Annotated in this window: 11 protein-coding genes and 2 pseudogenes; 8 read left to right on the forward strand and 5 right to left on the reverse strand. The window is 62.8% G+C overall.

Annotated features, from left to right (window positions below; translation table 11 throughout):
• Positions 1-4: 4 nt before the first annotated feature.
• Together YO9_RS0105855 and gcvH are read right to left on the reverse strand one after the other, a co-directional pair.
• Positions 5-448 carry an FHA domain-containing protein gene (locus YO9_RS0105855; RefSeq protein WP_016996645.1) on the reverse strand — a complete coding sequence of 148 codons (444 nt, stop codon included), beginning with the start codon at positions 446-448 and terminating at the stop codon, positions 5-7.
• A gap of 33 nt (positions 449-481) precedes the next feature.
• Positions 482-868: a glycine cleavage system protein GcvH gene (gcvH, locus tag YO9_RS0105860; protein WP_016996646.1), complete on the reverse strand. Its 387-nt coding sequence runs from the start codon at positions 866-868 to the stop codon at positions 482-484.
• A gap of 39 nt (positions 869-907) precedes the next feature.
• Between gcvH and YO9_RS20645 the strand changes: the two genes are divergently transcribed.
• Genes YO9_RS20645 through YO9_RS0105870 form a run of 3 tightly spaced genes read left to right on the forward strand, consistent with a single transcriptional unit; the run spans position 908 to position 2,983 of the window.
• Positions 908-1,726, forward strand: a complete 819-nt coding sequence (locus tag YO9_RS20645; protein ID WP_317259760.1) for a potassium transporter TrkG — start codon at positions 908-910, stop codon at positions 1,724-1,726.
• Positions 1,675-2,268 (forward strand): potassium transporter TrkG, encoded by a 594-nt coding sequence (locus YO9_RS20650; RefSeq protein WP_317259761.1) that lies wholly within the window; start codon positions 1,675-1,677, stop codon positions 2,266-2,268. The genes YO9_RS20645 and YO9_RS20650 overlap by 52 nt, the downstream gene beginning before the upstream one ends.
• Before the next feature lie 25 nt (positions 2,269-2,293).
• Positions 2,294-2,983, forward strand: coding sequence for a potassium channel family protein (locus YO9_RS0105870; RefSeq protein WP_016996647.1), 690 nt, complete (start codon positions 2,294-2,296; stop codon positions 2,981-2,983).
• A gap of 12 nt (positions 2,984-2,995) precedes the next feature.
• Here the strand turns inward: YO9_RS0105870 and YO9_RS0105875 are convergent, their stop codons facing one another.
• Positions 2,996-4,201: a CobW family GTP-binding protein gene (locus YO9_RS0105875; protein ID WP_317259762.1), complete on the reverse strand. Its 1,206-nt coding sequence runs from the start codon at positions 4,199-4,201 to the stop codon at positions 2,996-2,998.
• Positions 4,202-5,382: 1,181 nt separating this feature from the next.
• On the opposite strand from YO9_RS0105875, the pseudogene YO9_RS0105885 reads away from it, so the two are divergent.
• Positions 5,383-6,767 (forward strand): annotated as a pseudogene (locus YO9_RS0105885) (DASS family sodium-coupled anion symporter).
• Between the two features lie 267 nt (positions 6,768-7,034).
• Here the strand turns inward: YO9_RS0105885 and YO9_RS0105890 are convergent.
• Positions 7,035-7,907 (reverse strand): annotated as a pseudogene (locus YO9_RS0105890) (FAD-dependent oxidoreductase); the annotation flags it as partial.
• Positions 7,904-8,935 carry an LLM class flavin-dependent oxidoreductase gene (locus YO9_RS0105895; RefSeq protein ID WP_016996651.1) on the reverse strand — a complete coding sequence of 344 codons (1,032 nt, stop codon included), beginning with the start codon at positions 8,933-8,935 and terminating at the stop codon, positions 7,904-7,906. The pseudogene YO9_RS0105890 and the gene YO9_RS0105895, both read right to left, overlap by 4 nt.
• Positions 8,936-9,256: 321 nt before the next feature.
• On the opposite strand from YO9_RS0105895, the gene YO9_RS17170 reads away from it, so the two are divergent.
• From YO9_RS17170 to mbhE, 4 genes are all read left to right on the forward strand, one after another.
• Positions 9,257-9,550, forward strand: coding sequence for a hypothetical protein (locus YO9_RS17170; RefSeq protein ID WP_223286181.1), 294 nt, complete (start codon positions 9,257-9,259; stop codon positions 9,548-9,550).
• Entirely contained in the window at positions 9,478-9,885 is a 408-nt protein-coding gene (locus tag YO9_RS19780) for a proton-conducting transporter transmembrane domain-containing protein (protein WP_262925598.1), read from the forward strand. The genes YO9_RS17170 and YO9_RS19780 overlap by 73 nt, the downstream gene beginning before the upstream one ends.
• Positions 9,861-11,123, forward strand: coding sequence for a proton-conducting transporter transmembrane domain-containing protein (locus YO9_RS17175; protein WP_262925599.1), 1,263 nt, complete (start codon positions 9,861-9,863; stop codon positions 11,121-11,123). The genes YO9_RS19780 and YO9_RS17175 overlap by 25 nt, the downstream gene beginning before the upstream one ends.
• Positions 11,051-12,096, forward strand: a 1,046-nt coding sequence (gene mbhE, locus YO9_RS17180; RefSeq protein WP_223286182.1) for a hydrogen gas-evolving membrane-bound hydrogenase subunit E, incomplete at its 3' end; no start/stop codon positions are given. The genes YO9_RS17175 and mbhE, both read left to right, overlap by 73 nt.

A 12,096-nucleotide genomic window follows, 5' to 3' on the forward strand; every position in this document is an offset into this window, starting at 1 on the left:
AGTGTCAGGAGTCCTTTTGTACGGAGTGGTAGAAGGTGAACCGGAACTTGCCGATCTGGACCTCGTCCCCGTTCTCCAACTGCTTGGAGTCCACCCGGTCACCGTTGACGTACGTGCCGTTAAGGGAGGACTGGTCCACCAGTTCGTACGAGTTCGAGCGACGCAGGAAGCCCGCGTGCCTGCGGGACACCGTGACGTCGTCCAGGAAAATCGAGCATGCGGGATGACGACCGGCGATCACTTCGTCACGGTCCAACAGGAAGCGTGAACCCGTCAGTCCGCCGTTCGTTTCAAGCAATAGCGCGGAACCCGGGGGCAACGCCGCAACAGCATTCTGCTCGCTCTCGGTCATCTTGTGACGAGCGGCAGTGGAAAGGACATCCGCAACGATCTGAATGGATGTGGTTTCCGGCCCCGAGTTGGGTACGGAGTTGTCCTGCTTTGACATAAGTATCTTTCTCCTGGGTGTGGAGTGTGCGGGTCAGTCCAGCTGCTGCTGATACTGGTCAGCGTCCAAGAGGTCCTTGGTCGCCTCCGGAGAATCAGCACGGATCGTAAAGAGCCAGCCGTCCTCGTAGGGGGAAGCGTTGACAGCGCCGGGGTTGTCCTCGAGCTCGGGGTTGACCTCGGTGATCTCACCGGAAATCGGCGCGAACAGGTCACTCACGGACTTGGTGGATTCGATCTCGCCCACAACAGTGCCTGCGGATACTTCGTCCCCCACCTGAGGCAAGTCCACGAAGACCACTTCACCCAGTTCGTCCTGGGCGTGATCCGTGATGCCCACCCGGTAGGTGTTGTCGTCCTTGAGGTCTTTGACCCATTCGTGCTCTGAGGTGTACGCGAGTTCCGCGGGAATGTTACTCATGCCGCTCAGTTTAGGGCACAGAGGGTGTAACTTGTCTGCGTGCCTCGCACCTACTTGCGACAACGGCCGGAGATGACACCCGCCCGGACCGCTCGCTTCATTGTTTTGGCTTTCGCCATCGCCCTGGTGGTGGGGACCGGGTTGCTTATGATTCCCGCGTCATCCACAGGTCCCGGCGGCACCGATGTGCTGACCGCTCTGTTCACCGCGACCTCCTCACTATGCGTCACCGGGCTGATCACCGTGGACACGGCGACATATTGGACCCCGTTCGGTCAGACCGTCATTCTGTGTCTGATTCAAGTGGGCGGCCTGGGCGTCATGACCCTGACCACCATGCTGGGCATTGTGCTCGCGCGGAAGTTCGGCCTCTCCATCAAGCTCTTGGCCCGCGCAGAAACCAAGTCGTTCGGTTCTGGCCGCGTCAGCCACGTGGTGTTGCGGATTGTGGCCACCACCGCCGTGATCGAGACCGCGGTGACGATCCTGCTCTTCCTGCGATTCCTACTCCACTACAACTACTCCCCTGTTCAAGCGCTCGCGCACGCGGTGTTCCATTCCGTTTCCGCGTTCAACAACGCCGGGTTCGCCCTCTACACGCTCAATGTCATGGACTTCAACCAGGACCCGTTCATCCTGCTGCCGTTGGCCGGCTGCGTGATCCTGGGTGGCCTGGGCTTCCCTGTGCTCTACGAATTGCGCCACCACCTTCGGTTGCCGCGCACGTGGTCCATGAACACTCGATTGGTCCTGCTTGCCACGCCCGTGCTGCTGATCGGCGGCACCGTGTTCATCGCAATCTTGGAATGGTCCAATCCGGGCACGCTAGGGCCTCAGCCCGTGGTTCCAAGATTCTGAACGCGTTCTTCCAATCCACGATTGCCCGCACCGCTGGGTTCAACAGCGTGGATATCGCCCAGATGCATCCGGTGTCCTGGCTGGGGATGGACGTGCTCATGTTCATCGGAGGCGGGCCGGCAGGTACCGCGGGTGGCTTGAAGGTTACGACCTTCGGCGTGCTCTTCTTCATCGCGTGGACCGAAATCCGCGGCGGCGCCGCTGTGCCTGTCCTGGGGAAGCAGCTGTCTCGTTCCGTTCAGCGCGAGGCCATCACCCTGGTGGTCCTGGCCGTAGGTGCCGTGGTCGCCGGGACCATGTTGCTCATGCTCTCGGACATCAACCTGGGTCTGGATCGTGCACTGTTCGAAGTGGTCTCGGCCTTCGCAACGGTCGGGCTGTCCACGGGGATCACCGCGTCCTTATCATCCTTCGCGCAGGTGGTGCTCATCTGCCTGATGTTCCTCGGCCGCCTGGGGCCGGTCACGGTCGCCACCGCGATTGCCGTGGGGCGACAACCACGCGCTTACGAACTTCCCAAAGAGCGTCCGCTCATTGGCTAAGAACCATTCACTGAAGGATTGAGTCATGTTCGACAAATTTCGGCCAGGTTCCTCGGCCCAACGTACCGATAACGCCGTGGTGGTGATTGGGCTTGGCCGCTTCGGCGGTTCACTGGCCACCGAACTGATGTCCCGCGGCACCGATGTGATGGGCATCGACATGTCCGAGTCCATCGTCCAGTCATTCAACGGCAAGCTCACGTCGGTGGTTCGTGCGGATGCGACCGATGAAGAGGTCCTGCGTCAACTGGGTGTCGACGAATTCGATCGGGCAGTGGTGGGGATCGGATCGGACATTCAGGCGAGCATCCTGGTCACCTCGCGGCTCCTCAAATTCCAATGCCCCGAGGTGTGGGCCAAGGCCATTACCGGTCCCCACGCAGAGATCCTCGAGCAGTTGGGTGTTCACCACGTGGTCAATCCCGAACGGGACATGGGCTTGCGCACCGCGCACCTCATCCAGGGACGCATCTTGGATTTCGTGCCCATCGATCAGGGATTCGCCATGGTTCGATGTACGGCCCCAGCCGCCGTTCAACAGCGCCCCATGGACCTCCTGGACGTACGAGGGCGCTACGGGGTCGCCATTGTCGCGGTCTGTCGACCCGGCGGCACGTGGGAACCGACCGAGCCGGGCACCATGCTCTACGAGGATGACCAGATTCTGGTCACCGGTCCCACCGATCAGGCGGAACGATTCTCGATCATGGGGTGATGCTTCGTCGCCTCAGGTGCGGAACCGCGTGAGGCGACGCAACTGCGACGTGGAGGCGGGCGGCGTCGTCGTCGGGAGGCAAACCGCCGTCAGTCTTGCGTGCAAATCTGCTTGGTCCAGCTTCAAACCGATGGCGACCAGCGTTGAGGCGAGTGGTTCGTCCGCTGCGCGTGACATCGCGTCCACCGTGACGTACCCGGCGACCGAATGCACTACGAATCGACGCGGGCCGGAGCTCGTGGCGATGTCGACGATCGCCTTGATCCGATAGACGGAGTCCGGCGGGTCCAGCGCGAACTCGGAGAGCGCCACGGGATCGACCGGACCGTCGTGTTCCACGGTGACCGACTGATGGTGCACGTGATGGTGATGGGTGTGATCATGCTCGGTCTTGGGCTCCCCTAGCGTTTCGCCCGGGTTCCAGAGAGCCAGCTGACCGAATTCGAGTTCGTCGGATTCGCTGGCGTCCACGAACAGCGCGGGGTCGAAAACGCCGTGTGGCGCCTCGATGATCATGGCGTGGGGATTGGCCTGCTGAATTCTCGCTTCGAGCGCGTTCCTGGCGTCGGGGTCCGTCACCAAATCCGTCTTGGTCAATAGAACGACGGCGGCCGCCCGCACGTGCTGCTCCAAATTCCACCCGGCGGCTTCGGCCTGGGGCACGTGGGCGGCATCCACGACCTCGATCAGCCCGCCGAAGCGAATCTTTGGCACGCGCGTATCCATGACGAGCCGCAGCAGGGCGGGCGGTTCGGCGACCCCGGAGCCCTCGATCACGATGGCATCCAGACGGAGATCCGGGCGAGTCAATTTCTTGAAGGCGTCGTCCAGCTGCTCGGGGTCTGAGATACAGCACAGGCATCCGCCCACCACGGACACGGGTTCATCCACCTGACCCGCGACCAGGGCCGCGTCAACGTTTACGTCACCGAAGTCGTTGATGATCACGCCGATACGCGCTCCACTCGCCGCGAGGAATCTGTTGAGGACCGTGGTCTTGCCGGCGCCAGGTATCCGGTGAGGATGAGAACGGGAATGCGCGCGGAGCCGGGCAACGGAACGGAACCTCCTGGTGAGACGGTGCGGGTCGCCAGTGTAGCCCGTGGGGCGGGTAGTCGAAGTCGCGCACGCAAACGAAAACCGCCACCGCGTCTTGTGGTGAAGGCGGTGGCGGTAATCGTTGCCTACACGATGACTACTGCAACTGATTAGGCGCAGATGGTGATGTCACCAAGCGCGGAACCCTGACTACCGCTGAAGGTCGGTTCATTACCGCCGTAATTTACGGTAATGGAAGTTAGCCCCGTGGTACCGAAACTAGTTTGAAGGTTACCGCCCACAGCATTACGCGTACTTGTAGTCAAACTGTACGGAAGATACCAGGGGTTCGACGGCGTCCCCGACCCAAGCACCCGAGACAGAGTTGACGTTGTGTTGTACGGACTCGTGAGTGCAGTTGCAGTGGGGGTGACTGTCGATCCATTCGCTGTGGTCCCTTGCACGGACCATGCTTCCTGATAGGACTTGGATCTCACCACGCTTCCCCAATCCCAGCTGCGAGCCGTAGAGAAATCGTCCAGAGGAACCCGCACATTGAAAACAGTTAGAGACTGGGTGGCGCCAGTATCTCGGAAAAAATCCAATTTCACTGTTGTGGTGGTATTGGTCTGTTGGTTCAACACCAGAGAGTTGCTACCGCTAGTGGTCGTGATTCCATAGACACTAACCGCAGAACCCCATGCCGTCTTGCCAACAGTACGGTGGTACGTATTAGTGGACCCAACTGCAGTTCCATCACTCGGAAATGTAACGCGCGCGTAGACCGTTGAGCCATTAGCCAAGGTGATGGGAACCATGGTCCCGCTGACCACCTTGCCACCCGAACGGGGTGCACGATCCCAATCCAAGGTGCCTATGGAGCACGAGTCAGGAGATGCCGCGAACGCAGGCGCGGCAGCTGCCATCATGATTGTCGGCACCGCCCACGCCGTACCAACCATGACCTTGCGGCGCGAGATCCCCGCGTGCGTTGATTCTGAATGATGGCTCGTTCGATCGCTCAATGTTTGGACCATGTCCGCTCTCTCCCCAGTGCTATGCCGCTGACTCGGACCCCTCCGACCGGCTGATGCGAACTTCGATGCCCTCAGTCCACTGATGAACGAGAATACATGCAATAACCCACCAGTAGCCACATAAAGCCACACAAATCAGCAATATTTTACTGATATCCGACACCCCTCCCATGAAAAGCCACTCTGGCGATGTGGTCAGACCAAGCGTAGAATTGTGGTATCACCGTGTCGATGCGTTCGGAGCCAGCCATGGGAACTGCACGTGCCACCCGCCCAACAGGTCGTTCAACGGACACCATTTCCATGCTCTGGAAATTCGGCGTCATGCTGGTGGTCGGTGCGGTCATCTTCTTCGTTCCCCCGCCCGAGGGGGTTGATCCGCGCGGCATGCACATGCTCGGGATCTTCGTGGCCACCATCATCGGCCTGATCCTGCAGCCATTGCCCACGCCGTCGTTGACCCTCATCGGCTTGGCCGTGGCCATGGTGACCGGAACCATGAGTGTCCCGGACGGCGAAGCACTCGCTGGTTTCGCCAACTCCACCGTGCTGCTCATCGTCGCGGCGTTCTTCATCGCGGACGGATTCCTGCTCACGGGTTTGGGACGTCGCGTCGCGCTCATGTTCGTCTCAAGACTCGGCAAATCCCCTATCGGCATCGCTACGGAATGGCCGCCACTGATCTGATCCTCGCTCCGGCCACTCCCTCTAATACGGCTCGCGCGGGCGGCGTGGTCTACCCCATAATCCGGTCAATTGCCGAAGTGCAGAGTTCCACACCCGAGACCAACGAATCCCGACGCAAGCTCGGCTCCTATCTGACGTTTACGGCCTCGCACGTCAACGTAGTCACCTCCGCGATGTTCGTGACCGCCATGGCTGGCAACCCCGTGGCCCAGCAAGCTGCCGTGGACATGGGTATCGAGGTCACTTGGGGCAACTGGGCACTGGCCGCCATCGTGCCCGGCTTGTTGAGCCTCGCAGTCGTGCCGTGGGCCATGAGCAAGATCTACGGCCCCACCGTCACGAAAACCCCCGAAGCCCCCGACATGGCCCGGCGCGAACTCGCGGCCATGGGCAAAATTTCCCGCGGTGAGGTCACCATGATCTTCACCTTCGTCCTTCTCCTGGTGCTCTGGATCTTCGGATCCAGCATCGGCATCGACGCCACCACCGCAGCCTTCGTGGGCATCGCCATCATGCTCATCACCCGGGTGTTGACCTGGAAAGACATGGCCGCCAACGGGTCCGCATGGAACACTCTGATCTTCTTCGCCGTGCTCGTGGGCATGGCCGGTCACCTCAACGACCTGGGCGTGATCGACTGGATCGGCTCCGTGGTCTCCGGAATGGTCGGAGGCATGCCGTGGGGCCTCGCCTTCGGCATCCTGGCGATCGTCTACTTCTACGTGCACTACCTGTTTGCGTCCAACACCGCGCAGATCGTGGCCATGTACGCCGTGTTCCTCGCGGCAGCTGTCGCGGCTGGAACTCCCCCGCTGTTTGGCGCCCTGGCCTTCGGCTTCATCGGCAACCTGTTCGGCACCCTGATGCACTACTCCTCCGGCCCCGCCGGCGTGATCTACGGTTCCGGGTACGTGAAGGTCAACGAGTGGGTGCGCGTGGCCTTCATCATGTCCATCATCCTGGTTCTGATCTGGACCGTGGTGGGCGGTGCATGGATGGCCCTTCTCGGTATGTGGAACTAGAACAGTCCACTGGTACACCAATTTCCAGGAGCATGCGCCTCCCAGAAAACGTTCGTCAGTGCACGAGTTCTCGTTGCTTCGCAGCCTTGAGGGCGCGGACGACGCCGCGCGCTGCCGTCCTGCCCGCACGCGTCGCTCCCAGCGTGGAGGCTGACGAGCCGTAGCCCACCAGGAACACACGTGATCCGCATCCACGCGCACACCTTCCGTGCGGATACCACCTCCATGCTCGCGGAGATGCAGCGGTCCCAGGTGATCGATCGACGCACGGAAGCCGGTGGCCCACAACACCGCATCGGTGTGTACCTCTTGCCCCGAAGCCAGCAGTACTCCGTCCGGGGTCAGTGCGGTCATGGGGCCAGCCGACACCAAGATCCCCTGATCAATCCCCCGCTGGTACTGCGGAGTCAACGGCAGACCGGTTACTGACACCACGCTCTTGGGTGGCAACCCGGCGCTGGTTCGTTCGCGCACCCGCCGCTCCACATCACGACCCCATTCGGAGTCGAAGGAACGCGGCTCGAAGACGGGTTCGCGTCGGGTGACCCACGTAGTCGTTGCCCCGGCCTCATTGAGTTGCAATAAGAACTGCACGGCCGACGTACCGCCACCGACAACCACCACGTGCTGTCCGGCAAATTCTGACGCGGACCAGGAATCCCGCGTATGCAGTTGCCGACCTCGGAACTCGGCACGACCCGGGTACCACGGCCAAAACGGCTTATCCCACGTACCGGTCGCGTTAATGAGGTACCGCGTGCGGAAGGTGCCGGCATCGGTGTGAACGAGCAGAGCGGCGTCGTCGGCATCGCTTTCCGAATCCACGGAAGAAACCCGGGCCGGGCGGATCACCGGCAGTGAGAAGCGCGCCTCGTACTCCCCGTAGTACCGGGTGACCACGGACGATGCTGGTTCGGTCGGGTCCGGCGTACCCAACGGGAGACCCGGCAGGTCATGGATCCCGTGGGCGGTGCCGAACGTGAGGGAGGGCCACCGGTGCCGCCACGCGCCGCCGGGACCGGGATTGGCGTCGAGTACCACGAAGTCCTCGTGCGGACGCAACCCAGCCTTGACCAAGTGATAAGCAGCGGACAGACCCGCCTGCCCGGCACCGATGACCACAACCTCTAGCGTGCTCATTCGGACAGCATGTCCTTCACGAGCGGGGCGACCCTGGTGCCGTAGAGCTCAATGCTCTTCATGATGTTCTCGTGGGACAGCGGACCGGTGCTGACCTTGAGATCGAAGCGGGAGGCACCCAGGGACTTGATGCCCGCGGCAATCTTGCGCGCCACGGTCTCCGGAGAGCCCACGGCCATGGAGCCGTGCTTGACCTCGTGCTCGAAGGAGTCACGCGTGGGCGCGGGCCAACCGCGCTCGGCACCGATGCGGCGAGTGGAGATGACGTAGGGCTTGAAGAACTCTTCCATGGCCTGTTCGTCGGTCTCGGCGACGTAGCCGTAGGAGTGGTAGCCCACGGGATTGTTCTCGTTGTGACCGAACTCGGCGAGCGCGCGGCGGTAGAGGTCAGCGAACGGAGCGAAGCCATCCACCGGGCCGCCGATGATCGCGAGCATGAGCGGGATGTCGTAGTGGGCCGCGCGCACCACGGACTGGGGGCTGCCTCCCACGGCGATCCACGAGTTGAGCAGACCGTGCTCGACCGGCGGATAGAGGGTCACGTCGTTCAGGTTCTGGGTGTGCTTGCCAGCCCACGAGACGGGCTGTTCCGAGCGCAGCTTGGCGAACAGTGCGAGCTTCTCCTCGAAGAGTTCCTCGTAGTCTTCCAGCTCGTAGCCGAACAGCGGGAAGGACTCAGTGAAGGAACCGCGACCCAGGATGACTTCCGCGCGTCCGTTGGACAGCGCATCCAACGTGGCGAAACGCTCGTACACGCGCACGGGATCGTCGGAGCTGAGCACGGTCACCGCGGAACCGAGGTGGATGTTCTCGGTGCGAGCGGCAATCGCGGCGAGCACCATCTCCGGGGAGGACACGGCAAAGTCATCACGGTGGTGCTCCCCCAGGCCGATGAAGTTCAGGCCCACCTGGTCGGCGAGCACGCCTTCTTCAACCACATTGCGCACCACCTGAGCGTGGGACAGCGGGTTCTCCTGCGCATCCCAGGTGACGTCTCCGAAAGTGTCAATGCCAAGTTCAACAGTCATGCCAAGGGAACACTGTGACATGTCAAGTATTCCGGTGAGCGCGGACACACCCCTCGGCGTGACCCGCACGACTGTTACGATCAAGAGGATGTCTTCACAGCACCCTCACACCCCCGCGGCCTTCGCGCCGATCTTTTGGGTGCTCCCCATTTCTCAGGGGACCAACGGGCAGGTTTCTTCGTGGGGCGCCAATCAGGCCGGTGCTCCGCCGTCATACGCGCTCGTGTCACCACTGGCCTGAGTTCGTCCGCCACCTTGCGAGGACGACGCGAAACTTCTGGCCCGCCCACACCCTGTTGATGCCCGGACCAAGGTGGTTTCTTGCTACTCACATGTTTGGTTATCGCGCTCCTCACCTGCTTCGCTTCGCCCCTGATCACTAAGTTCCTGGGCCGCAATGCAGGCTGGGTTCTCGCGCTGCCGCTACTCGGCGCGGCCGCACTGGCCGTGTCCGCATTCGCCGACGCCGCTCGCTCCGGTTCCGTTGACGGCTCCGGTTCCCCGGTGGTCGAGCAATGGGTTCCGTGGATGCCACTGTGGACGTGGGGCTGGGTCTCCGCATGGACGGCCTGGCGCTGGTGTTCACGTTGCTGGTGCTGGTCATCGGCGCGATGATCATGATTTATTCCACCCGCTATCTGGAGCCCGGCGGCAAGCACGGCACGTTCTATCTACTGATGACGGGCTTTGCCGCGGCCATGCTGGCTTTGGTGCTCGCCGATGATCTGATCGTGCTCTACGTCGCGTGGGAAGCCACCACGCTGTGCTCGTTCTTCTTGATCGCCCGCTCCGGAGCTGGGGCACGCGAACCAGCCATTCGTACTCTGCTGGTCACGGTGGCCGGTGGTTTGCTGCTGTTGGCCGCGGTGACCGTGATGATCATTGCCACGGGAACCACGCGGTTGAGCGAAATTCTGGTCGACCTGTGTGGTCCTCCAACGGAGCGCTGACCACCGCGGTGGCCGTGCTGATTGCCTTGGCCGCGTTCACCAAGTCCGCGCAGTTCCCGTTCCAGGCGTGGTTGCCGGACTCGATGGTCGCCATCACCCCGGTCTCCGCCTATCTGCACGCCGCGGCCATGGTGAAGGCCGGCATCTACCTGCTGTTGCGTTTCTCCCCCGTGTTCGCGGATGTCTCCGTGTGGAACGTCATGCTGGTGACCGCAGGCCTGATCACCGCGTTGTTCGGTGCGATCGCGGCCCTGCGCCGGTATGACCTCAAGGAACTGCTCGCCTACTCCACCATGAGTCAGCTGGGCCTGTTGGTCACGATGATCGGCATCGGTACCCCCGAAGCGCTCAAGGCCGCGGTCATTCACACCATCACCCACGCGCTCTTCAAGTCCGCGCTGTTCATGTTCGTGGGCGTGATCGACCACAGCGCCCACACCCGGGACATGCGCGAGCTGGCACACATGAAGCTGCGGATGCCCGTGACGGCCACGGCCATGGGACTTGCGGCGGCGTCGATGGCCGGGGTGCCACTGTTGCTCGGATTCGTGAGCAAGGAAACGATGCTCAAGGCGTTCCTCGACGCCCCCGGTCCGGCGTGGGTCCCGTGGGTCGTGACGGCTGCCGCCGCGGTGGCGTCCATCTTCACGTTCGCCTACTCGGCACGACTCGTGCTGGGCGCGTTCGGAGGTCGTTCCGAAAAGAACTCGGAGGATTCCGAGGATGTGGTCCGCGAAGCCTCTCCCGCGTTCTGGGGCGCCCCGGTGCTGGGGGCGACCGCCGGACTGGTGCTGGGTGTGACCCCGTTCCTGCTAGATAAGCTCGTCACCGTGGGTGCAACAGCGTCCGCGGGTGAAGAGGTGGACGCGCACTTCGCCCTGTGGCACGGCCTGGTCCCCGAGCTGTTCGTCTCCCTGACCGTGATCGCCATCGGAACCGTTCTCGTGCTTGCCCGCCACCGGGTGCACCGAGCCATGGAACCCTACGACTTCCCGATCTCCGGACTGGACGTCGTGGACACAGCGAGGGAACAGACGATCCGTTTCGGCGGCGTCGTCGGCGGCTGGACCGGAAGTATCGCCCCGCGCAGACACCTGAGTATCCCGGCCGTGGCGTTGATCGCGATCGCGGCGATTGCCGTGCTGACCATCGACGATCTGCCGCCGTGGTCGGCGAACCCAGCGACCCGCTCGACTGGGTGCTCGTGGTGCTCATCGCGTGCGGCGTGGTGGCCATGATGCAGGCCAAGACGCTGATCGCCGCAATCGTGGTGACCGGCGTGGTGGGCTTCGGCATGACCGTGTGGTTCCTGCAGCTGGGCGCCACGGACGTAGCCATTACCCAACTCCTCGTCGAGATCCTGACCGTGTGCGTTATGGTCCTGTTGCTGCGCCGACTGCCCTCCAAATTCGAGACGACTCCCCCGCGCAAGCATGTGATTCCGCTGCTGGTCGCCGGCGGTGCCGGTCTGGCCACCACCGTGGGTGTGTGGGCGCTGACCGGACGCCGGGAGATGTCCCCGGCCTCCGAGTACTACTTGACCGAGGGGTACAACGAGACCGGTGGCACCAACCTGGTCAACACCATCCTGGTCGACTTCCGTGCTCTGGATACGCTGGGTGAGCTCACAGTGCTGGGCGTTGCCGGCATTACGATCGCCGCCCTACTGCGAGCGCGCAAGCCCAGCCCGGAGCGCTCCGCCAACATTCAGGACCACTCCCCGCTGATCGACGCGCGGGACAACACCGTGTTCGTGCGGACTGCCGCCAAGCTGTTGGCGCCGATCATTGTCGCGGGTTCGCTGATCCTGTTGCTGCGCGGGCACTATGAACCCGGCGGAGGCTTCATTGCCGCGCTGGTGGGTGGCGCGGGCTTCGCGTTGGCCTACCTGGCGGCCCCCACAGACCGCTCGGCCCGCGTGCAGATGCCGTACCTGCTGCTCATCGGACTGGGCGTGGCCGTGGGTGTGGGAACCGGCTTCCTGGGTTACCTCGACGGATCGTTCCTGCGGCCGTTGCACCCGGAGATTTTCGGCTTCCAGGCCACCACCGCCCTCGTGTTCGACGTGGGCGTGTACCTGGCCGTGATCGGCGTGATCCTGGCGTCCTTCAACTTGCTGGGCCGGCCGCCCAAGCGCGGCGGCCAACCCCTGGTGGGAGGCTCCGATCCCGGTGCGCCCACGCATGAATCCGATGTGTCGGACGCCCCCAC

It is taken from the genome of Kocuria atrinae C3-8 (genome assembly GCF_000286355.1).
Taxonomy (GTDB): Bacteria; Actinomycetota; Actinomycetes; order Actinomycetales; family Micrococcaceae; genus Kocuria; species Kocuria atrinae_A.